The organism is Martelella mediterranea DSM 17316 (assembly GCF_002043005.1).
GTDB lineage: Bacteria > Pseudomonadota > Alphaproteobacteria > Rhizobiales > Rhizobiaceae > Martelella > Martelella mediterranea.
In genome coordinates this window covers 1,985,111-2,007,803 of sequence record NZ_CP020330.1, presented here as the reverse complement: position 1 = coordinate 2,007,803, position 22,693 = coordinate 1,985,111, and the positions used below count along the sequence as shown (strand labels likewise).

Annotated in this window: 19 protein-coding genes; 9 read left to right on the top strand and 10 right to left on the bottom strand. The window is 64.4% G+C overall.

Annotated elements, in window-relative coordinates:
- Positions 1-51 precede the first annotated feature (51 nt).
- Positions 52-1,707 (top strand): Na/Pi cotransporter family protein, encoded by a 1,656-nt coding sequence (locus Mame_RS09375; protein WP_018062934.1) that lies wholly within the window; start codon positions 52-54, stop codon positions 1,705-1,707.
- A 71-nt stretch (positions 1,708-1,778) separates the two neighbouring features.
- On the opposite strand, the gene Mame_RS09370 is transcribed toward Mame_RS09375, so the two are convergent.
- On the bottom strand, positions 1,779-2,777 hold the full coding sequence (locus Mame_RS09370; protein WP_018062935.1) for a LysR family transcriptional regulator: 999 nt from the start codon (positions 2,775-2,777) through the stop codon (positions 1,779-1,781).
- 119 nt (positions 2,778-2,896) lie between these two features.
- Between Mame_RS09370 and Mame_RS09365 the strand changes: the two genes are divergently transcribed.
- From Mame_RS09365 to Mame_RS09350, 4 genes are read left to right on the top strand one after another with little or no spacing between them, the layout of a single operon-like run.
- Positions 2,897-3,346, top strand: a complete 450-nt coding sequence (locus Mame_RS09365; RefSeq protein WP_018062936.1) for a tripartite tricarboxylate transporter TctB family protein — start codon at positions 2,897-2,899, stop codon at positions 3,344-3,346.
- Positions 3,343-4,908: a tripartite tricarboxylate transporter permease gene (locus Mame_RS09360; RefSeq protein ID WP_018062937.1), complete on the top strand. Its 1,566-nt coding sequence runs from the start codon at positions 3,343-3,345 to the stop codon at positions 4,906-4,908. The genes Mame_RS09365 and Mame_RS09360 overlap by 4 nt, the downstream gene beginning before the upstream one ends.
- Positions 4,905-5,852 (top strand): Bug family tripartite tricarboxylate transporter substrate binding protein, encoded by a 948-nt coding sequence (locus Mame_RS09355; RefSeq protein ID WP_018062938.1) that lies wholly within the window; start codon positions 4,905-4,907, stop codon positions 5,850-5,852. The genes Mame_RS09360 and Mame_RS09355 overlap by 4 nt, the downstream gene beginning before the upstream one ends.
- A gap of 55 nt (positions 5,853-5,907) precedes the next feature.
- Entirely contained in the window at positions 5,908-7,167 is a 1,260-nt protein-coding gene (locus tag Mame_RS09350; protein WP_018062939.1) for a CaiB/BaiF CoA transferase family protein, read from the top strand.
- Positions 7,168-7,215: 48 nt separating this feature from the next.
- Here Mame_RS09350 and Mame_RS09345 read toward each other — a convergent pair whose 3' ends face one another.
- From Mame_RS09345 to pdxA, 7 genes are all read right to left on the bottom strand, one after another.
- Positions 7,216-8,418, bottom strand: a complete 1,203-nt coding sequence (locus Mame_RS09345) for an acyl-CoA dehydrogenase (RefSeq protein ID WP_018062940.1) — start codon at positions 8,416-8,418, stop codon at positions 7,216-7,218.
- 1 nt (position 8,419) lies between these two features.
- Positions 8,420-10,387, bottom strand: coding sequence for a 3-hydroxyacyl-CoA dehydrogenase NAD-binding domain-containing protein (locus Mame_RS09340; RefSeq protein WP_018062941.1), 1,968 nt, complete (start codon positions 10,385-10,387; stop codon positions 8,420-8,422).
- A 45-nt stretch (positions 10,388-10,432) separates the two neighbouring features.
- The gene (locus Mame_RS09335) at positions 10,433-11,494 is read right to left on the bottom strand and encodes an acyl-CoA dehydrogenase family protein (RefSeq protein ID WP_018062942.1); all 1,062 of its coding nucleotides are present in this window, start codon (positions 11,492-11,494) and stop codon (positions 10,433-10,435) included.
- A 7-nt stretch (positions 11,495-11,501) separates the two neighbouring features.
- On the bottom strand, positions 11,502-12,698 hold the full coding sequence (locus Mame_RS09330) for an acyl-CoA dehydrogenase family protein (RefSeq protein ID WP_018062943.1): 1,197 nt from the start codon (positions 12,696-12,698) through the stop codon (positions 11,502-11,504).
- A gap of 100 nt (positions 12,699-12,798) precedes the next feature.
- Complete coding sequence (locus Mame_RS09325; RefSeq protein ID WP_018062944.1) at positions 12,799-13,356, bottom strand: TetR/AcrR family transcriptional regulator; 558 nt, start codon at positions 13,354-13,356, stop codon at positions 12,799-12,801.
- A 278-nt stretch (positions 13,357-13,634) separates the two neighbouring features.
- Positions 13,635-14,519, bottom strand: coding sequence for a dihydrodipicolinate synthase family protein (locus Mame_RS09320; protein ID WP_018062945.1), 885 nt, complete (start codon positions 14,517-14,519; stop codon positions 13,635-13,637).
- A 9-nt stretch (positions 14,520-14,528) separates the two neighbouring features.
- Positions 14,529-15,503, bottom strand: a complete 975-nt coding sequence (pdxA, locus tag Mame_RS09315; RefSeq protein WP_018062946.1) for a 4-hydroxythreonine-4-phosphate dehydrogenase PdxA — start codon at positions 15,501-15,503, stop codon at positions 14,529-14,531.
- A gap of 165 nt (positions 15,504-15,668) precedes the next feature.
- Between pdxA and Mame_RS09310 the strand changes: the two genes are divergently transcribed.
- Together Mame_RS09310 and Mame_RS09305 are read left to right on the top strand one after the other, a co-directional pair.
- A complete protein-coding gene (locus tag Mame_RS09310; RefSeq protein WP_018062947.1) occupies positions 15,669-16,724 on the top strand; it encodes a four-carbon acid sugar kinase family protein in 1,056 nt (351 codons plus the stop codon).
- Positions 16,721-17,461 carry a FadR/GntR family transcriptional regulator gene (locus Mame_RS09305; protein ID WP_018062948.1) on the top strand — a complete coding sequence of 247 codons (741 nt, stop codon included), beginning with the start codon at positions 16,721-16,723 and terminating at the stop codon, positions 17,459-17,461. The genes Mame_RS09310 and Mame_RS09305 overlap by 4 nt, the downstream gene beginning before the upstream one ends.
- 51 nt (positions 17,462-17,512) lie before the next feature.
- Here Mame_RS09305 and Mame_RS09300 read toward each other — a convergent pair whose 3' ends face one another.
- Both Mame_RS09300 and Mame_RS09295 read right to left on the bottom strand, forming a co-directional pair.
- The gene (locus Mame_RS09300; protein ID WP_018062949.1) at positions 17,513-18,634 is read right to left on the bottom strand and encodes an iron-containing alcohol dehydrogenase; all 1,122 of its coding nucleotides are present in this window, start codon (positions 18,632-18,634) and stop codon (positions 17,513-17,515) included.
- 11 nt (positions 18,635-18,645) lie between these two features.
- Entirely contained in the window at positions 18,646-19,836 is a 1,191-nt protein-coding gene (locus Mame_RS09295) for a sialidase family protein (RefSeq protein WP_018062950.1), read from the bottom strand.
- Positions 19,837-20,175: 339 nt separating this feature from the next.
- Between Mame_RS09295 and Mame_RS09290 the strand changes: the two genes are divergently transcribed.
- Positions 20,176-21,675, top strand: a complete 1,500-nt coding sequence (locus Mame_RS09290; RefSeq protein ID WP_026173160.1) for an ABC transporter substrate-binding protein — start codon at positions 20,176-20,178, stop codon at positions 21,673-21,675.
- Positions 21,676-21,744: 69 nt separating this feature from the next.
- Positions 21,745-22,659 (top strand): ABC transporter permease, encoded by a 915-nt coding sequence (locus Mame_RS09285; RefSeq protein ID WP_026173161.1) that lies wholly within the window; start codon positions 21,745-21,747, stop codon positions 22,657-22,659.
- The last annotated feature ends 34 nt before the right edge of the window (positions 22,660-22,693 follow it).

Genomic DNA, 22,693 nt, shown 5'->3' with positions numbered 1-22,693 from the left:
AGCAAAAGCTGACAGCGGCACACCGCCCGCGACACGACGCGGAGGCGCGGCATGAACTCGACCATCCTTCTCATCGATCTTCTCGGCGCGGGCGCGCTGGTTCTCTGGGCGCTGCGCATGATCAAGTCGGGGATATTGTCGGGCTTCGGCGCCTCGCTCCGGCAGGGCATTGCGAAGGGCACCGGCAACAGGGTTTTCGCGGCGATCTCCGGCATGCTCGTCACCATCGCCGTGCAATCCTCGACCGCGACCGCGGTGATTGCCGGATCATTCGTGTCACGCAACATCATTGCGCCCCGCATGGCGCAGGCGGTGCTTCTGGGCGCTAATCTCGGCACCGCGCTCACCGCCGCGATCCTGGTGCGCGATCTGCACTGGCTGGCTCCGGCGCTCATTCTGTGCGGCGTCGTGACCCATGGCCGCAGCCGGCTGGCGCGCGGGCGCGGCATCGGCAAGGCGCTGATCGGCCTGGGTCTGATGCTGCTGGCGCTGGAACTGCTCGGCGCCGCGACGGAACCGCTGCGCGAGGCGGAGGTGACCGGCGCGATCCTGTCCGCGCTCGATCAGGGGCTGATCTTCGGCCTGTTGCTTGCCGCCGTGCTCGCCTTCGCCTCATCCTCCAGCCTCGCCGTCGTGCTGTTCATCTCGATGCTCGCCCAGAGCGGCGCGGTCACGCCCGCGCTGGTGCTGGTGCTGGTGGCCGGCGCCAATCTCGGCGGCGCGGTGCCGCCCTGCCTGGCTGTTGCCGGCGATGGCCCCAAGGCGCGGAGGCTCGTGCGCGGCAATCTGGCGGTGCGCGGCATCGGCGCGCTGCTGGTGCTGGCGACAGCCGGCATTGCCGGACCATATCTCGCCAACCTGATGCCGCCGGACGCCCGGCTCGCCATCGCCGCGCATCTGGCCTTCAACGCCATCCTGCTCGCGCTGTTCCTGCCGCTGCTCGGCCCGCTCGACCGCCTCTGCCGGCTGCTGTGGCCCGACCCCGCCACGGAGCGCGGCGAGACCTCCTATCTGGACGACGCGGCGCTTGAAACCCCGGCTCTCGCCCTCGGCGGCGCGGCACGCGAAGTGCTGCGCATCGGCGACAAGGTGGCGCTGATGATGGAACTGAACCTGCGCGCTCTGCTGGTTGACGACCCTGATGCCGGGCGCGACATCTCCAAGCTCGACGACCGCGTCGACGCAGCGCTGACCGATCTGAAGCTCTATTTCGCCCGCCTCGGCCGCACCGAGCTCAGCAAGGACGAAAATGCCCGCATGCGCGAAATCCTGTCCTACGCCATCAATCTCGAACATATCGGCGATATCATCGATCGCGACCTTTCCGAAATGGCGCGCAAGAAGGCCGACCGGCAGGTGAAGTTCTCCACCGCAGGCGAGGAGGAGATCGGCGAGCTCTACCGCAAGACGCTGCTGAACCTCGAACTGGCGCAATCGGTGTTTCTCAGCCGCGACGTGAATCTCGCCCGCCGCCTGACCGCCGAAAAGGTGCATGTCCGCCAGATCGAGGAACGCTCGCAGAAGAAACATATCGAGCGCCTGCAGGACGGAAAGCCGGAAACGCTCGGCTCATCCACGCTCCATCTCGACATCCTGCGCGACCTGAAGCGCATTAACGCCCATATCGCCGCTGTCTCCTACCCGATCCTGTCTGAGGCCGGCGAACTCTCCGAAAGCCGGGTGATCTCGCTGCAGAACGCGGGATGATGTTATCAACGGCTCTCGCCGCCGCGATCCCGATATAGGTTCCGTGCAAGCTACGCCTTTGGCCGACGCCCTCAGATGGTCCTGGCCCGGACAGACGCGTCCTCCGTTACGGGCGCCGGAATCGGATAGTCGTTTGGCGAGGGTTCCCGCGGCACGAGGCTGGGCACTATTCCCTCCGCGCTCAGCCGTTCGAGCTGTTGCCACAGCAGCGTACGCACCGCGCGCACTGCAGCGGAGTTCGGGCGGTCCGTGCTGGTGATGACGAACATCTGCCTGGTGAGCGGCAGGTCGGGGATCTGGCGGATGAAGAGCTTGCCCTCGCGCACGCCCTCCAGCATGCCCGCCCGCGGCATGATGGTATAGGCATAGCCGCAGGCAAGCAGCTTGCGCAGCAGCGAGGAACTGTCCTGCCGGGTGCGCAGGTTCAGATGCAGGCCGCGATCGAAGGCGACCTGGTCGATGGTCCTGTGGGTGAGATGGCCCTGGGAGGGCAGCACCAGCGGCGCGCGGCAGGCCTCGGCAAACGAGATCGGCCCCGGCTGATCGAGCGGCGTGCCGATGCCGCCGGCAAAGATCATCTCGTCGATATAGGCGAGTTCCGCCTTGACGTTGGACATGGATTTCGCCCCCGGCACGATGCCGACATCGACCTGCCCTTCCCGGATCAGTTGTGCGGCCGGATAGCTCATCGCGCGGCGCACCGTGATCTTCACATCGGGAAACAGCGCCTCCGCGCGCATCATCAGTTCCGGCGCCAGCAGGTTGGCGATGGCGGCGGCGATCACCACCGACACCTCGCCCGCCGGCACCTGACTGGCATGCTTCACGTCGAGCCTGGCCTGTTCTAGGTCCGAAGAGATTTTCTTGGCGTATTTCAGGAACATTTCGCCCGCCGGGGTCAGTTCCATGCCCGTCGTGCGGCGGTGAAACAGCGTCGCCCCCAGTTGATGTTCGAGATTGGCGACAAGCTGGCTCAGCGCCGGCTGCGCGATACCCAGACTGCCCGCCGCCTTCGACAGCGATCCGGCCTGGGCGATCTCGATAAAGGTGTTCAGATTTTTGAGTTTCATGCGGTGGTATAATAAAAACCTTATACCCGGTGGTCAATCTTTGAGTTACTCAAGCCTCCAAAACTCCCGTAAAGGTAGCGGCAAAAGAGCGCCAAAACAGACTGGCGCGGGAGGGAAACATGAAAAAGGCAGAGCTGGTTTCCGGCTTGGTGCTTCTGGCATTCGGTATTTTATTATGGCTTGTCCTGATCCCCTGGCAAATCGCCGAGGCGCCGATGGCGATCATATCGCCGCGCATGATGCCGCTTCTCTGCGCGGCCATTCTGGTGATCTTGAGCCTGGTGCTGATCGGCCAGTCACTGCTGGCTCTGCGCCAGCTACGCGATGACAGCGGACCGATTTTCACACGGGGTGAAGTCATCGCCACGCTCGGCGTCGTCGTTCTCTTCTCCGTCGCCACGCTGCTCTTCGTCTACACCGGACCGCTGCTGCCCGGGCTGATGATCATCATCCTGCCGATGCTGGCCTTGGGCGAGCGGCGGATCGCCATGCTCACCCTGCTGCCGGCCGGTCTCATGGGCGGCGCGTGGCTGCTGTTCTACGTCGTACTGGGGACGAGCTTCCAATGATCGATGCATTCTTCACTCCGCTCGCGGCCGGCTTCGCGTCGATCGCCAATTTCTGGACGCTGTTCTACGTCTTCATCGGCGTGGCCGTGGGATATGCCGTCGGCGCAATCCCAGGCCTTGGCAAGGGCACCGCCACTGCCGTGCTGATCCCGGTGACCTTCTATCTGGAACCCGTCGCCGCCATCGGCCTCTTGATCGGCATCGCCAAGGGTTCGACTGCCGGCAGTGCGATCTCCGCCATCCTCATGAATACGCCCGGCGAGCCCTCCTCGGCGGCCACGGCCTTCGACGGCTACCCGCTGGCCCAGCAGGGCAAGGCCGGCAAGGCGCTGAAGATGGGGCTTTACGCCTCGGTGATCGGCGACCTGATCTCGACCCTCTGCCTGATCGCGCTGGCCGCGCCGCTCGCCCAGTTCGCGCTCGAGATCGGGCCGGTCGAGCAATTCGCCATCCTGCTGTTCTCGCTGACCTTCATCGGCGCGCTTGCCGGTAATTCGCTGGTCAAGGGCCTGATTTCTGGCACGCTCGGCCTCCTGGTCGCCACGGTGGGCATGGAGGTTGAAACCGCCGTGCCCCGTTTCACCTTCGGCCGGCTGGAACTGTTCGACGGCCTGTCGCTGATCCCCGTGGCGATCGGCATGATGGCGGTATCGGAAATGATCCTGCAGATGGCCAACCACCGCGCGCTGGATCGCCAGGTGGCCGAAATCCGCGTCTCGTCCGATCCGGACGATAGCCGGGTGACCGGTCAGGACTGGCGCCGCTGCCTGCCCGTGATCCTGCGCGGCACCGGGATCGGCGTTTTCGTCGGCATCCTGCCGGGCCTCGGCGCCAGCGTCGCCTCGTTCATGTCCTACGGTGCCACGGCGCGCATGTCGAAGACCCCGGAACGCTTCGGTAAGGGCGCAATCGAAGGCGTCGCCGCATCCGAAAGCGCGGATAATGCGGTGGTGCCCTCCAGCTTCGTGCCGCTGTTCGCGCTCGGCATCCCCGGCTCGGTGATCGCGGCGATCCTGATTTCCGCCTTCGTCATCCACGGGATCACGCCCGGTCCGCTGATGTTCGTCGAGGACGCAGAGATCGTCCAGGCCCTCTACGCGGCGATGATCGTGGCAAGCTTCGCCCTGTTGGCGATCGGCATCATCGGCCAATCATTCTTCGCCTGGGTGATCCGCTCGCCGATGCGCGTGATCGCACCCGCCGTCCTGTTCTTCTGCATGATCGGAGCATTCATGCAGGGCGGCGGACTGTTCGGCATCGGGGTGATGCTGATCTTCGCCGTGTTCGGCGTGCTGGCCAAGAAACTCGACTTTTCCTTTGTCACCTTCCTGATCGGCTTCGTCATCGGACCGTCGCTGGAACTGACCCTGCGCCAGACGATCCCGCTGCTCGACCGGGACGTGACCAACCTTGTGCAGCATCCAATCGCGGCCGTTTTCATCGGCCTGACAGTCGCGCTCATCGCGATCCTGGCGCTGGCCGAAATCCGGCGCCGCACTCGGGCGGCCCTCGCCATATCCGCAGGGACCGCCGCACTCAATGAAACCGGGAGGAACTCATGACCATACTGAAGAAACTCGCCGCCGCCGCGGTCGCCACGGCGACACTCGTCGCGGGCGCGGCATTGGCGGAAGACTATCCGACGAAAGCGATCACCGCGCTGATCGGCTATGAGGCCGGCGGCGGCACCGATACGATCGGCCGGGTCCTGTTCGAGGAGATGAAGGAGACCCTCGGCCAGCAGATCATCGTGGTCAACGTGCCGGGGGCGGCCAGCAGCGTCGCGGCGCTGAAGCTGAAGATGGCGAAGCCGGACGGCTACACGCTGATGCTCTCGCCTTCAACCGCCGTTGCCACCAACCAGATCTGGAACCCGGCCGCAGACTACGAAGTCGACGACTTCACCATGATCGGCTCGATCGCGGCCTACCAGCCGGCCTTCGCCGCGCCGATGGATCGCCCCTACGACACGTTCGATGAATTCGTCGCCTTCGCCAAGGAAAACCCCGGCGCCAAGGTCGCGACGATCACGCCGGCCTCGAAGGTGCAGATGGAGCTGGTCGCAAAGCAGGAAGGCCTTGAGCTGAACTTCGTGCCGGTCAAGGGCGGCGCGGGCATGATCAGCGGTCTGCTCGGCGGCGATTTCGACATCGCCTATAGCGGCGGCGCGCACCAGAAATACCCCGACAAGATCAAGACGATCGCCTCGACCGGTGAGGACCGCCTGGTCGCCAGCCCCGACATCAAGACGATGGACGAGTACGGCTACATGTCGAGCTACGGCTCGAAGCTGGTTCTGGTCGGCCCGGCCGGCATGCCGGAAGACGTGGTCGCCACGCTCGAGAAAGCCCTGCTGGAGGCCGGCCGCACCGAAAGCGTGCGACAGGTCATGGCCAATCTCGACTTCCCGCCCGTCGAGAAGGGATCGGCCGAGCTTATGGAAGAGGTCAAGGCGGCCTACGCCGCCGAGCTCAAGCTCAAGGAAGCCGTCGAGGCGCCCAACTGACCAACCATACCCGGGGCGCGATGGTCGCGTCCCGGAATTTTCGGGAGTATTATCCGTGTTCGAGCCCCTCAAAGGCCTCCGCGTCATCGATACCAGCCATGTTCTTGCCGGCCCCTATGCCGGCTATCAGCTGGCCCTGCTGGGGGCCGACGTCATCAAGATCGAAGTCCCGGGCATCGGCGACTGGACCCGCAAGGGCGGCCAGCTTCCCGAACTCAACGAAGCCGGCATGGGGCTGTCCTACATGTCCCAGAATGCCGCCAAGCGCTCGCTCGCCCTTGATATCAAGACGCCGGAGGGGCGCGACATCCTCAAGCGCCTGACGGCGAACGCCGATGTGTTCATCGAGAACATGCGGCCGGGCACAATGGCGCGCAACGGGCTCGGCTATGAGGATATGAAGGCGGTCAAGCCCGACCTGATCTATTGCTCGATCTCGGCCTTCGGCCAGGACGGCCCCTATAGCCGGCGCGGCGCCTATGACCATGTGATCCAAGGCATGTGCGGCATCATGGGCACGACAGGCACCCGGGAGAGCGGCCCGACCAAGGTCGGCGCGCCCTATGTCGATTTCGCCACCGGGCTCAACGCGGCCTATGCCATCTCCGCGGCGCTGCATCAAAGGCGCGCAACCGGCGAAGGCGTGCATCTCGACGTCGCCATGCTCGACACCTCGATGATGCTGATGGCATCGCTGCTGACCAGCCATCTCAGCTCCGGCTGGAAGCCCGAGCCGGCGGGCAACGAGGCCTGGAGCCGAAGCCCGACATCAGGCTGCTTCGAGACGTCCGACGGTCTTTTGATGGTGGCGGCAAACAATATCCGCCAGATCGTGCCGCTGCTCGAAACGCTCGGCCTGACCGAGCTTGCCGAAAAGGCGCGACGCGACCCGGCGGCGATGAGGGACGAACTGAACGGGCTGCGCCCCGCCCTTGAGGCCGCCCTTCTCGCCCGGTCGGCCAGCGCATGGGAGGAAGACCTCAACGCCGTCGGCGTGCCTGCCGGAAGGGTGCGCAATCTCGCCGAGATGCTGGCAGAAGAGCACGCCGCCGTCCGCCAGCTCACGACGCCGATGGAAGCAGTGCCCGGCACCACCGTCCATGTCCCGACGGCGGGCTTCAAGGCCAACGGCGCCGCGATCGCCCCCACGACCCCAGCCCCGCGCCTTGGCGAGCACTCGCGCGAAGTACTGGCCGAGCTTGGTTTGTCGGAGGACGAGATCGACACCCTTGTGTCCGACCACATCGTGGGGACGACCGATGGGGCTGGCGACCGGACACCCGCATCCGCCAGCGCCGCCTTTGCGCGGCTTTGAGGACTACGCCCTTTGATTGTCGCCGCGGCCAAAGCCGCGGCGCTTCCCTTAGAAAAATGCCTGAAGGCCCGTCTGGGCGCGGCCCAGGATCAGCGCATGGACATCATGGGTGCCTTCATAGGTGTTGACGGTTTCGAGGTTGACCATGTGGCGGAAGACCTGGAATTCCTCGGAAATGCCATTGCCGCCATGCATGTCGCGGGCATTGCGGGCGATATCCAGCGCCTTGCCGCAATTGTTGCGCTTGATCAGCGAAATCATCTCCGGCGCGGCATCGCCCTCCTCCAGCATCCGCCCGACCCTGAGTGCCGCCTGCAGGCCGAGCGCGATCTCGGTCTGCATGTCCGCCAGCTTCTTCTGGAAGAGCTGGGTCTGGGCCAGCGGCCGGCCGAACTGCTTGCGGTCGAGACCGTATCGCCGCGCGGCGTGCCAGCAGAACTCGGCCGCCCCCATCACGCCCCACGCAATGCCATAGCGGGCGCGATTGAGGCAGCCGAACGGACCCTTGAGCCCCTCGACATTGGGCAGCAGCGCCTCCTCGCCGACCTCGACGCCATCCATGACGATTTCGCCGGTGACGGAGGCGCGCAGGCTGAGCTTGCCGCCGATCTTGGGCGCGCTGAGGCCCTTCATGCCCTTCTCCAGCACGAAGCCGCGGATCTTGCCGCCATGGGCCTCCGACTTTGCCCAGACAACGAAGACATCGGCGATCGGCGCATTGGAAATCCACATCTTCGCGCCGTTCAGCACATAGCCGCCGTCGGTCTTGCGCGCCGTGGTCTTCATGCCGCCGGGATCCGACCCGGCATCGGGCTCGGTCAGCCCGAAACAGCCGATCCATTCTCCCGAAGCCAGCTTTGGCAAATATCTGTTGCGCTGCTCCTCCGAGCCGTAAGCATAGATCGGATACATGACCAGCGAGGATTGCACGCTCATCATCGAGCGATAGCCGGAATCGACCCGCTCGATTTCGCGGGCGACCAGGCCATAGGCCACGTAGCCCGCGCCCGCCCCGCCATATTGCTCCGGAAAGGTCACGCCGAGCAGGCCCATTTCCCCCATTTCGGCAAAAACCGAAGGATCGACCGTTTCATTCGCGTAGGCCGAGATCACCCGGCTCTGGAGCCTGTCCTGGGCGAAGGCATTGACCCCGTCGCGCAGCATACGCTCCTCATCCGTCAACTGGTTTTCCAGCAGAAACGGATCGTCCCAGACAAATCGACCGAGTTCCGGCCCGTGTGCGTCACCCATGTTACACCTTCTTCTTTTCCTGCGCGCTCTCGCGCAAATGATCGTCCCAGTACATCGGCCCGCCGAGATCGCGGGGGAAGCCGTAGCCATGCGCCCACACGACGTCGATATCGGAACTGCGCGCCGCAATACCCTCATCGAGAATGCGCCGCCCCTCCGCGATCATCGGACCATGCGTGCGGTCGATGATTTCGGCATCGGTGACCGCCCGCCGCGCGATGCCGCCTATTTCCGCAATCTCGGCGATAATGGCGTCCACATCCGGATCGGGCTGCGGCTTGTGGTTGTCGTCGTAAAGATACCAGCCCTTTCCGGCCTTCTGGCCAAGCCGGCCAAGCTCGCACAGCCGGTCGGGCAGCGCATCGGTCTCACCGAGCGCCTTGCGGTTCCGCCAGCCGATATCGAGCCCGGCAAGGTCCTGCATCTGGCAGGGCCCCATCGGCCAGCCGAAGGCCCGGAAAGCGGCATCGATCTGAGCGGGCTTCGCACCTTCCAGGATAAGCTGCGACAGATCTGCGTTGCGAGCCTGCAGCATGCGGTTGCCGACAAAGCCGTGGCAGACGCCGACCACCACCGGCTGCTTGCCGAGGCGCCGTGCAAGTTTCAGCGCCGTCGCCAGCACATCGGGCGCTGTCTGGTCGCCGCGCACGATTTCCAGCAAGGTCATCACATTGGCCGGCGAGAAGAAATGCAGGCCGAGCACATCGGCGGGCCGCGTGGTCGAGCGCGCGATCGCGTTCACGTCCAGATAGGAGGTATTGGTCGCAAGGATCGCGCCCTGCCGCGCCACGGCGTCAATCTCGGCGAAAATGGTCTTCTTGACCGCCATATCCTCGAACGCCGCTTCGATGATCAGATCGGCGGATGCCAGATCGGCGATCGCGACCGTACCCGCAATCCGCGCCTTGCGCCTGCCAGCCTCCTCCGCGCTCAGCGACCCGCGCTTGACCGAGCGATCATAGGTGTCCGCGATACGTTCCATGCCGCGCGCGAGCGCCGCTTCATCGGTCTCGCGCACGATCACGTCGAAACCGCTATTGGCGAACGCCATGGCAATCCCGCTGCCCATCGTGCCCGCGCCGATCACGGCGACGGTCTGCACCGCGCGGGGCTCAGCTTCGGCGACATCGCCCGAAGGTTTCGCCGCCGCCCGCTCGGCGAAAAACAGATGGCGCAGCGCGCCGAACCTGTCGCTTTGGGTCGCGGTTTCGAACAGACGCCGTTCCTCCGCCATCGCATCCTCGAAGGAGAGCGTCAGCGCATTGCGCACCGATTGCGCCGCCAACTCGGGCGCGGAGGAGCGCGCCTTGCGGCAGAGCTCGGCGGTCAGGCTTTCCAGCGCCTGCGGGTCGCATGCCGGCATCGCCTCGCGGCGGTGGCGCACAGGTGGCGGGATGTCGTCGGCGTCAATCCTGTCGGAGAGGAACCGGATCGCATTGGCGACCAGGTCGTTGTCGAAGACAGCATCCACGAGACCGATGCCCTGTGCCGCTTCCACGCCCATCATATTGCCGCTACCGGCGAGTTTCAGCGTCGCCTCCGCGCCGATCAGATAGGTTGTGCGGACCGTGCCGCCCGCGCCCGGCAACAGGCCGAGCTTTACCTCCGGCAGGCCGAGCCGCGCATCGCGGTTAGCCACGCGGAAGGTGCAGCCGAGCGCCAGTTCCAGCCCGCCGCCAAGCGCCGTGCCGTGTAGCGCGGCAACGCTCGGCTTGCCCAGCGCTTCGAGCTTGTCGATCACCGCGTGCAGCGTCGGCGGCCGGACCTCGCCCAGTTCCTCGATATCGGCCCCGGCAACGAAGGTGCGCCCTGCGCAGGCCAGCACCACACCCTTGACCGCCTCATCGCCCGCCGCCTCGTCCAGCCGCACCTCTATCAGCTTCCGCAGCGCCTGCGACAGCGCGTTCACCGGCGGGCGATCAATGGTGATGACCGCGATCCTGCCGAATTTTTCGATATCCACCTTCATCTCACGCAGCCTCCCCTGCAAGTTCAATCTTGTCCTATGATGCCGTCAGGCAAGCGCAACGCTGCGATCGCTTTCGAGCAGCCGTTTCATGCAGCTTCGGCTGTCGCCGGCGCTGATCCGCAGGGCGGTCAGCCGCCCGAAGATGCGGCCGGTCAGGCTCTCCTCGGTCATGCCGATGCCGCCATGAAGCTGGACTGCGCTCTCTCCGATCAGCTTTGCCGCCGCGTTCATTTTCAGCTTCACGGCATCCAGCGCCGCCGCCCGCTCATCGGCAGATGCGCCAAACATCCGGCCGCCGAAATCCAGCATAGCGCGCGCGGTTTCCAGTTCGACATACATGTCGACCGCGGCATGTTGCAGCGCCTGAAAGCCTGCGAGCGGCTGGCCGAACTGACGCCGGTCGCGCAGATAGTCCACCGTCAGTTCCAGCAGCTTTTCCATGCCGCCCAGCATTTCCGCGCAGGTGATCAACTGGCCGCGCGCTTCCGCCTCGGCAATCAATCGCACGGCCTCTTCGCCCTCGGCCATGAGCGCCGTTTTTCCCACGGTAACGCCGTCCAGCGCAATGTCGGCATCGGCCGCCGGGCCGGCCTGCATATAAGCGGTTTTGGTCGCGGCAATGGCCTGGAGATCGAGCAGGAACAGCGCCGGGCGCTCCTCAAGCATGGCGCTGACGATCACGATGTCGGCGACCGATCCCGCCGGCACGACCATCTTGACGCCGGAAAGAACGAAGCCGTCAGCCGCGCGCCGCGCGACAACCGGCTTCAGATCATGGAGCGCCAATGTGGCGATGCGCGCGCCGCTCATGATCTCGCCCAGTAAGGCAGAGACCTCCGGACGATCCGTCCATTGCGCAAGCAGAGGCATGGCGAGCGCTTCCGACGCAAGGAATGGCGTGGCGAGACCCGCCTGCCCGAAGGCGCGGGCAAACACCATCAGCGCCTGCGGCCCGAGCTCCGCCCCGCCGGCGCTTTCCGGGAGCGCGAGGCCGAGCATGCCGAGTTCGGCCAGTTGCGGCCACAGATCCGCCGGATCGGCGATTTCCGACAATATGCCGGCCACGCTGTCCCACAGCATCCGTTCTTCGTCGGTCAAAGCTTCCATGTGCGCCTCACAGATTCAGAATTGTCTTGGCGATGATGTTCTTCTGAATCTCGTTCGACCCGCCATAGATCGAAACCTTCCGGAAATTCAGATAGTTATTGAGTGCGGCAGCGGCCGCCAGTTGTTCTTCCGCCGCATGGTAAGGATCGGCCACATCGCCCGGCGCACGCAGCGCCGCCACGCCCTCGAGTTCCATCAGGAGTTCCGAAGCGCGCTGCTGAAGCTGCGATCCTCGCAGCTTCAGGATGGACGATGCCGGGTCCGGCCGGCCCTGGCTCTCTCCGGCGCGCGCCAATATCTGCATCTGGGCGACTTCGAGCGCCTTCAGTTCGATTTCAAGCTTGATGACCTCCGAGCGGAACAGCGGATCGTCCCAGGCGCCGTTGTCTTTCGCCCGGCGGCGGATGCGCGCAACGCGCTCCTTGGAGAGGCCAATCCGGGCAATGCCCGAGCGTTCATTGGCCAGCAGGAACTTGGCGTAATCCCAGCCGCGGTTTTCCTCGCCGACCAGATTTTCGACTGGCACCCGCGCATCGGTGAAGAACACCTCGTTGACCTCGTGCCGGCCGTCCATGGTAATGATCGGCCGCATCTCCACGCCGGGCGTATCCAGATCGATGAGCAGGAACGAGATGCCCTTCTGCTTCTTGGCCTCGGTATCCGTCCGGACCAGGCAGAAAATCCAGTTGGCATACTGGCCGTAGCTCGTCCAGGCCTTCTGGCCGTTGACGATATAGTCGTCTCCATCGCGCACCGCCCTTGTCGTCAGCGAGGCAAGGTCCGAGCCGGCGTTGGGTTCCGAAAAGCCCTGGCACCACCAGTCATCGAGATTGGCGGCGCGCGGCAGGAATTTCTCCTTCTGCGCCTGATTGCCGAAGGCGGCGATCACCGGGCCGACCATGAAACAGTTGAACTGCAAGGGCAGCGGCACGGCGTTGAACTGCAGTTCCTCGATGTAGAGATAGCGCTGGATCGGCGTCCAGTCCCTGCCGCCCCATTCCAGCGGCCAGTTCGGCACCGCTAGGCCGTGAGCGTTCAGGATGCGCTGCGAGGTCACGAAATCCTGCTTGGCCAGCGGCTGACCCGCGCTGACCTTGGCGCGGATTTCCGCGGGAATCTTTTCCTGAAAGAAATCACGCATTTCTTCACGAAACTGCTGATCTTCCTTCGAAAGATAACCGCCCGAAGGTTCGGTCTTTCCCATGTCGCGCCCATCCCTGTAAAGCCATGACATATTTAACTACCGTCTGGCCGGTAATAAATTATGCCGCGCAACATGTCAATCCGTCCGCACGTGGAGACGCCTATCGGGGCAGCGCGCCGGCCAGCAATATCTGCGCGTAGGATTCGGCGATTTCAGCGGCGGTGAGCCGCCCGTCAGGGCGATACCATCTGGCCATCCAGTTCAGCATGCCGAGCACGCCTCTGGCGAAGGTCGGCACATCGGAAACCGTGATCGTGCCCGCGTCGACGCCGGCCTCCACAACGCCCTCCAGAAGCTGGACATAGGCCTTGCGCATGGCGCGCTCGTCCGGAGTCAGGTGCGCGCGCTCGCCGCCGCCCCCCCGGCCGAAAAAGCTTGCGCGATACCGTTCGCCATGCTCCGAGAAATACCGCGCATGCGCGGTCATGAAGGCGGTCAGCTTGTCGGGGTAGCCATCATGGGCGGCGATGGCGGCAACCGCGCCCGCATGCAGGTCCCGCAGCGTGTCCAGCACGATCGCTTCGAAAAGCGCATGCTTGGTCCGGAAGTAATGATAGAGACCGGCCTTTGTGACGCCCACCGCGGTTGCGACATCCTGAAGCGACGTATTGTCGAAGCCCTTTTCGGCAAACAACGCCGCCGCGGCGTCGCAGATCATGCGATAAGGATCTTCCATGCTGGAAGGGCGGCCCGGCCCGGACCTTGGCTTTTTGTTCTTCATGCCCAACGGTAGCTATTCCGGCCTGTTCGCACAAGCTGCACGATGGCGTCCGGAACGCCTTTCCCGGGCTTGATCATCGACCGGAAGGCCCCGCACGACAGCGTCGGCAGCCCGAAAAGCTTCCCCGGCCAGCGGATAGCCGGGTTACTACACTGCAATCGCCTGGCCGGGGGCCGCAGATTTCGCTATTCTCCAGAGGCATTCCGCCTGATGTTCTACAGGCCGTACCGTGAAAGTATCGCCTCGATCGCCCGGTCCTGTTCCGGATCCGGCAAAAGCGCGGGCTGGCGGGAGAGGCCGACGGAGGGGTCGCGCAGGTAGAGGGCGCGCTTGACCAGCGCCGGCGGATAACCAAGCTTGTAGAGATCTGCGCGGAAGGCGGCGTAGGTTTCCTGCGCCCTGGCCGCCCCCTCTTCGTCGCCTGCGTTAACGCATGAAACGATCCTGGCCAGCACGTCGGGCATGACGTTGCCGAGGCCGGAAATGCAGCCCTTCGCGCCGTTGGTCAGCGCCCAGTGCACCAACTGGTCCGGGCCGGAATAGACGTCGAAACCCGCGACCGAACGGCCGACCTCCATATAGGCCTCAAGCGTGTCCTGCGCACCGCCCGAGTCCTTGATGCCCGCGATATTGCCGTGGGCGGCCAGCCGGCGCGCGGTCTCAGGCTCGATATGGTTCTGGGTGCGCGCCGGAATGTCGTAGAGATAGATCGGCGTTTCCACCGCATCGGCGACCGTGGTGAAATGGCGCTCGAGCCCATCCTGGGTGCAGGCGATGAAGAACGGCGTGATGACGGCGATGCCGTCCACGCCGAGACGGTCGAACTCGCGCGCAAGCTTCACCGTCTCGAAGGTCGCGGGCATGCCGGCATTGACGATGACGCGGGCGCGACCGGCGACCTCATCGACCACCTCGCCGCAAAGCCGCACCTTCTCCTCGAAGGTCAGCGCCGAGAAATCGCCGTTCGTTCCGGCGCACATGATGTTGTTGCCGGCAGCAACCTGCCGGCGTACCTGCACCCGCGTCGCCGCGTAATTGATGGTTTCGTCGTCGTTGAAACAGGTGACGAGCGCGACGAACGCTTGCCTTTTGTCGGTCATTCTTCCCCCTCAGCCGCGCGCGGCGGCGCCCATTTTGGCGGCATAATCGAGCGCCGCCAGCATATTGACGTGATTGGCCTTGCCGGTGCCGGCGATATCGAAAGCCGTGCCGTGATCGACCGAGCAGCGGTCGATCGGCAGGCCGAGCGAGACGTTGACGGCGGTATCGAAGGCAACAAGCTTGATCGGGATATGGCCCTGATCGTGATACTGGGCGACGACCAGGTCGAAAGCGCCGTTATAGGCACGGTGGTAGACCGTATCGGCCGAGATCGGCCCTTCCACATGGATGCCCTCGGCCTTTGCCGCCGCCACGGCCGGCGCGATCGCCTCGTCATCCTCCCGGCCGAAAAGCCCGTTCTCGCCGCAATGCGGATTGATGCCCGCCACCGCGATGCGCGGCGCTTCGAGCCCCATACGCTTCATATGTTTGTGGCCGGTGCGGATGGTTTCCAGCACGCGCCCCGTGGTGGCCCGCCCGATCGCATCCTTGAGCGATACATGGGTCGAGACATGCACGACGTTGAGCCGCTCGGAGGCGAGCAGCATCCATGACGACCTCGACCCCGTCAGATGCGCCAGCATGCCGGTATGGCCATCATAGTGATGCCCTGCCGCATTCAGCGCTTCCTTGTTGATCGGCGCGGTGACGATTGAGGCGGCATCGCCGCCCATGGCCAGTTCCACCGCGCGGGCGATATAGCGGTAGGAGGCCTCGCCGCAAGCCGGGCTCAGGACGCCGAATTTGCCCGGCAATCCATCGACGGCGACATGGTCGACGCGGATACCGTCACCGTCCTCATCCGGCGCGAGGATTGGCAGGTCGACGCCGCACACCGCCGCGGCGCGGGCAACCGTCGACCGGTCCCCGATGACGCGGACCTGCTCCCGCAAGGCGGCATCGCGCGCGGCAAGCGCCCTCACCGTTACCTCAGCGCCCACCCCGGAGGGATCCCCCATGGTGATGACGATTGACTGTTTCATGAAGGCCTCCCGAGAACGACGCGTCGCACAGCTTTTAACTTATAGGTAAACAGGTTTCAATAACCGGCGCATAAATTAATGGGAAGCGTCATTTCACCTTGAAATTTATCCTCTTTTTATCGCAAGATCGTAACGTAACAATAATAACAACCTTGGGAGACGATAGTGCCGCCGGACGTTCTGATCATAGCCGATGACCTGACGGGCGCGCTCGATTCGAGCGTTGCCTTTGCGGGACCGAGGCGATCCGTGCTGGTGGCGCGCAAACCGGGTGCCATTCCCGCGCTTCTGTGCCAATCGCCGGATGTGCTCGCCGTCAACACGGCAAGCCGGGAATGCGGTGCGGACGAGGCGGCAAAACGCGTGGCGGCAGCTCTCGCCCATCTGCCGATGAGCGAAATTCCGATCATCATGAAGAAGATCGACTCGCGCCTCAAGGGCAATATCGGCGCCGAAATGGGCGCGCTACAGGCAACCCTCGGCACGCGCCGCATCATCGCCGCCCCGGCGATCCCGACGATGGGCCGTCGCGTAACGGACGGCATACTGAGCGGCGATGGCATTGCCGCGCCGATCGACGTCGCCTCCCGCATCGGGGTTTCTGCCGAAATACCGGATACCGGGAGCGACCGCGACATGGATAGCCTTGTCCGTTGCGCCGGTTCCGGTGTCCTGTGGGTCGGCGCGCGCGGCCTCGCCTTTGCACTGGCGCGCGCTGCGGGGCACCCCGAGCCGCAGCCTTTCCGGCTCACACCGCCGCTGATGATCGTCAACGGTTCGCGCGATCCGATCACGGTGGCGCAGGCCGAGCGTCTGCGGGCTCTAACGCCGGTGGTCGATGCGCCCGATGGTGCGGTTCCGGCAATCGCCGAGACCGAATTGCCGCTCGTAGTATCCATCTGTGATGGCGGCGGCGACCTTTCCGGCGAAGCAGCCGGTGCCCGTTTCTGCGACGGTGTCAGCCGCCTGCTGCAGGCACTCAGGCCACGATCCCTGCTGGTGGCGGGCGGTGAGAGCTGCAACGGCATACTGGACCGCCTCGATGTCCGGAGTTTACAAGTGGTCGCCGAATTGCGGCCCGGCCTGCCGGTCAGTTACGCCGCTGCGCCTTGGGGAAATTTACAACTAGTGACAAAATCGGGCGGTTTTGGTACGCCGTCGCTTCTCGCCGAGATTTTTGCCGAGGCGGAGAGCGGCGATGACGAAGAGGACATGCGATGACCGACAATCTGAACCAGGACGCGGATCGCGGCGCCGCCCAACGGCGCACCTCGCTGTCGGACAAAGTCTATGAGGCGCTGCGCGGGCGGATCATGCGCGGCGATTACGGCGCCAATGAAAAATTGCCGGCGGAAAAGGATTTGTCGGTCAAGTTCGGCGTGTCGCGCCCGGTGCTGCGCGTGGCGCTGGAGCGGCTGCGCGACGAGCGGCTGATCTATTCGCGCCAGGGCGCCGGGAATTTCGTGCGGATCAAGCGAGAGACGGCGCTTGGCTACACACCCGTTGAAACCATCGCCGATATCCAGCGCTGTTACGAATTCCGCCTGACCGTCGAGACCGATGCCGCCGCCCTTGCGGCGCTCAGGCGCAATGAGGCGGCACTGGCCGAAATGGAGCGGGCGCTGCACCTCCTGTCGGATGCGACCGGCCAGCAACTTCACCGCGAGGATGCCGATTTCGCCTTTCACCAGTCCGTCGCACAGGCCACCAACAACCAGTATTATGGCGAAACGCTGAAGGCGCTGCGCGACCACATCTATGTGGGCATGAAGCTGCACGGCGAGACGCTGATGTCCGATGGCGCCTGGGCGCTGGAGGAGGTGCTGGCCGAGCATAAGGCGATCTACACCGCCATCAGGGAACGCGCGCCGGACACCGCCCGCGCCGCCATGCGCGCCCATATCGAGCATTCGCGCGAACGGCTTTTCGGCGGCGGCCTGTTCGACCTTTCACTCTGAAAACAGGATGGAGGCGGCCCGATGGCCGCGCTCCCCTTCTTGCGGCAATGCCTAGAATGCAGCCCGATAGATCGCATGCACGTCATCGACCGACATGTCGCGCGGATTGTTGTCCATCAGCCTGCGGATGGCATGGGCTTCCTCGGCCCAGAGCCGCAGATCCGCCTCGTCGGCGCCGTGGACCTCAAGCCGCATCTCGACGCCGAGACGTTCGCAGAACTGATGGGCGGCGCGGTGCACCGCTTCCGGCGTTTCCGCCGAAAGGCCGAGCGCGGCCATGATTTCACCGGTCTTATCCGCCGCCACGGGCTGGTTGAAGGCCAGCACATGCGGAAAGATGATGGCGTTGGCGAGCCCGTGCGGCAGGCCGAGCCGGGTGCCGAGCGGATAGGCGAGCGCATGGCCCGCAGCGGTATTGACCGGCCCGAGGCAGATGCCGCCGTAATAGGAGGCGAGCATCATGCCCGCGCGGGCTTCGGCGTCATTGCCGTTTTCGACCGCGCGGCCGAGATATCGGCCGATCAGGCCAATGCCGAGCCGGGCGTAACCGTCGATCAGGTCGTGCGCCCGGATATTGGTAAAAGCCTCGACGCAATGGGCCAGCGCGTCAATCCCCGTCGCCGCCGTTACCGCCGGCGGCACGGAATAGGTCAATTCTGGGTCGAGGATGGCGATATCGGCCAGCAGGAACGGGCTTTCGACCGCGAGTTTCGATTTCGTCTCGGGGTCGGTCAGTAGCGCGCGGATACCGGCTTCCGAGCCGGTGCCCGCCGTGGTCGCGACCTGCGCCAGCGGCGTGCGCCTACCGGCGACCTTGTTGGGTCCGACGACATCGCGGACGGATTGCTCCCCGTCCCAGAGCGCCGCCGTCAGCTTGGCGACGTCGAGAACGGAGCCGCCGCCAAGACCGACGATGAGGTCCGGCCTGTGCGCGCGGGCTGCTTCCAGTACCGCCTCGAAGGCGGGAAGATCGGGCTCCGGCGGTGCTTCGGCATAGACCCGCACATCGCCGGGAAGACGAAGCCGCGCGACATAATCGGCCGTCGGGCCGCCGGCGATGACGAAAGGCCGTTTCGCGGCCGCCGCCCACGCGCCGAGCCGTGCCGCCGTGCCGACGCCGACTTCAAGTCGCTTCGGTTGATGGAGCGTGATCGGGCGATCCATGCTGTTCATTTTCTCTCCTTTCACGTCCGGCGGTCCGGAACCCGCGCGACCAGCGCCGCGACGGTTGCGGCATCGAGCGCGACATGCCGGATAGCCCGGCGGTAAAGCGTATAGGCGAAATCGAGCCCGCCATCGGCGCGCGGCAGCAGCACCGGATAGGAAAGCTCCTTGTTCCGGCCGTCGAGCGAGTTGTTGGTGAGGCAGGTGCCGGGGCTGTCCTCGATCGTGTAGCGCACCGGAAACGAGCGGCCGCCATCGCCTGAAAGACAGAGCGTGAGCGGCGCGCGCTCGACGCCCCAGATCGGATTGCAGCCCTCGGCCGCCTCGGGCCGACCATCCTTCTCCTCAAGCTCGTCATAAAGCGAGGCACGGCGCGCATCCGATTGCGCAGCCGAGACCGGATTGCAGACCATCGCCACGATGCTGCCCTCAAGGCGGACGGCATTGACGGAACTGTTGTTGTTCGGCACATCCGTCGGCGCGGGCGCGCTCCAGCTTCGCCCGCCGTCATGGCTTTCGGAGCGATGGACGAAATCGGCCTGGCGCCGGCGATAAAGCGCGATCATTTCGCCGCCGCCCAGGCTCACCGGCGTCATGTGCACGGACCCGGCCGAGTCCGGCACATCGATAACTTTCCAGCTTTCGCCATCATCCATGCTGACGGCGACCGCCGCGGTGTCGAAGGCGCCGGTCCAGCGAATGCCGGGCCGCGGATTGCAACGGAAGAGCGGCAGGCACCAGGCCCCGTCATCCCGCACATAGGGAGCGGCGCGAACGAAGGTGCCGGGCGGCAGGCCCGTGTCGCGCGCCTCAGCAGCCGCCAGCCGGCCGCCTTCCAGCGTGAGCCGGCGCATGAACACCCGAGACTCATCCTGATTGCCGGCGGGCTGCGCGGTGTTAAAAAGCAGTATCTCGCCTGCCGGCGTCACGAAGATCACCGGATTCTGTTCCGAGCGGTCGGGATCATCCGTCAACCGGACGGCTTCGCCCCACGCCTCCGCATCGGGATCGAGCAGGGCGGCGTGGATGGAAATGTCGGACTTGCCTTCCAGCGTGCCGCCGAACCAGGCGCAGACAAGGCTCCCGCCCGGCAGGCGCGACAGGAAGGCGGCATGGTTCTGCACCGTCGACGCGGGAAGAACGGCCTGTCTGCCGTCCGGACGCGCCTCAAATTTTCCCGTCATTGTCCGGGCGATATCCTCCGGCATCATGCACACGTTCCTCCGCTTGATTCTGGTCTTCAAAAAACAGGCGCAAAAACAAGTTGTCAAGTTGAAGTTTTAAACGATGGGCTCTTTCGTTCATACAGACATATTATTTTATAGTTTAAATTCAATTATTTATCTCTATATCAAAATCTGATGTCACCTCTAAATCGAGAAGGCATTTGACAAAGGTTATCAACTTTACCAATATTGCGCAGAGCTTGATCCGGCATTCGGGCCGGACCTGCGTCATCGACGGGCCATGTCAGTCCTTTTTTTTTGCGCGGGCAGCGGCGCAAGGGCCTGAACGACGTTATGCTGCGACGTTCCTGGAGGAGGAAAACAATGAAACGCAGAACTTTGCTTGCCGGGCTTATGCTGGCGTCATCGCTGACGCCGGCCTTTGCACAGGAGGAAGTATCGGTCACCGTCGTTCTGGCGGAAGAGCCGGATCTGGTCGAGCCGTGCATGGCGACGCGCTCCAATATCGGGCGCATCGTGCTCCAGAACATCTCCGAAACGCTGACGGAACTGGATGTCCGCGGCGATGAGGGGCTGAAACCGCGCCTGGCGGAAAGCTGGGAGATGACCGACGACAACACCTGGCGCTTCCACCTGCGCGAGGGCGTCAGCTTCTCCGACGGTTCGGCCTTCGACGCGGAAGACGTGAAGCATTCCTTCGACCGGGCGCAGAGCGACCAGATCGTCTGCGAGATCTCGCGTTATTATGACGGCATCACGATCACGCCGACGGTCGTCGACGACCACACCATCGATTTCACTACGGAGCCGGCGCAGCCGATCCTGCCGCTGCTGCTGTCGCTCCTGACCATCGTGCCGTCGGAAACGCCGATCGAATTCACCCGCGAGCCGATCGGCACCGGGCCCTACGTGCTGTCCGACTGGACGCCGGGCCAGAGCATCACGCTGACCCGCCGCGACGATTACTGGGGCGACGCCCCGGCCGTGGAGACGGCGGAATACGTCTTCCGCACCGACGCCGCCGTGCGCGCCGCCATGGTGGAGACCGGCGAGGCTGACATCGCACCCTCGATCTCGGCCATCGACGCGACCACCGATCTCGACCACGCCTACCCGAACTCGGAAACGACCTATCTGCGGATCGACCACTCCGTGCCGCCGCTTTCCGACAAGCGGGTTCGTGAGGCGCTCAACATCGCCATCGATCGTGAAGCCTTTATCGGCACCATTCTGCCCGAAGGCGCGGATATCGCCACGGCGATCAACGTACCGACGACGCTCGGCTGGAACCCGGACACGAAGGCATGGCCCTATGATCCCGAACGCGCCCGTCAGCTTCTCGAGGAAGCCGCCGCCGATGGCGTTCCGGTGGACACCGAGATCCTGCTGGTCGGCCGCACCGGCAATTTCCCCGGCGCAACCGAGTTCTACGAAGCGATCACCAGCATGCTGAACGAGGCGGGCTTCAACGTGAAGCTCCAGATGGTCGAGGTGGCGGAACACGAACAGTTCTACTCCAAGCCCTATGTCGATGATCGCGGCCCGATCATGGTCGGCGCGCAGCATGACAATTCGCGTGGCGATCCGGTGTTCTCGATGTTCTTCAAGTACCACTCCGAAGGCCGCCAGTCGGGTATCGCCGACGCGCACGCCGACGAGCTGATCGAGGAAGCAACCGCGGCAACCGGCGCGGAGCGCGAGGCGCTGTGGTCGGAACTCTTCGGCTACCTGCATGACGATGTGATCGCGGACGTGCTGCTGTTCCACATGGTCGGGTTCGCCCGCGTCGGCGAAGACGTGGATTTCACGCCGACCATCGCGACCAACAGCCAGCTTCAGCTTGCCGAAATCGGCCTGAAGTAAGACCTTTCGCACGAAGAGCGCGCGCGGTCATCCCGCGCGTGCTTCCCTTTTTTGAAACGAGAGAACACGATGAAGAAAACGCTGGGAAAACGCGGGTTGACGAGCTTCGTCTCGCTGCTGGTCCTGATCGTGCTTGTGTTCTTCCTATCCAGGCTCACCGGCGATCCGACATCGCTTTACCTGCCGGTCGATGCATCCGAGACGATGCGCGAGAACTTCCGCGAGATCCACGGCCTGAACGATCCCGTTCTGGTGCAGTTCTGGCACTATGTCACCGATATCGCCCGCCTCGATTTCGGCGAGAGCCTGAGGAAGGCCCGCCCCGCGCTCGAAGTGGTCATCGAGGCCTTTGCCTGGACGCTGCAGCTTGCCTTCATCACCATGGTTCTGGTGACCGCCGCCGCCATCACGGTCGGCGCCATCGCGGCCTTCAATGTCGGCACCTGGTTCGACCGGGCCGCCTCCGTCCTGTCGCTGATCGGCGCATCGGCGCCTGATTTCTGGGTGGCGATCGTGGGCATCGTGGTCTTTTCCGTCACGCTTGGCTGGCTTCCGACCTCGGGAACGGGCACCCCATGGCACTGGGTTCTGCCGGTGGCCGTGCTGTTCATCCGGCCTTTCGGACTGATCCTGCAGATCGTGCGCGGATCGATGATCAACGCGCTCGGCTCCGCCTATGTGAAAACGGCGCGGGCCAAGGGCGTGAAGAACCGGCCGATCATTTTCGTCCACGCGCTGCGCAACGCCATGCTGCCGGTGATCACCGTGATCGGCGATCAGGCTGCCGCCCTTCTGAACGGCGCGGTGGTGGTTGAAACCATTTTCGGCTTTCCCGGCGTCGGCAAGCTGATGATCGATTCCATCATGCAGCGCGACTTCAACGTCATCCTCGCCGCCATCATGGTGACCGCTATCGCGATCTTCATCATGAACCTCCTGATCGATCTCGCCTATGCGGTGCTCGATCCGCGCATTCGAACCTGAGGACCGCCGATGAGTGCACCCATCACACAAACCG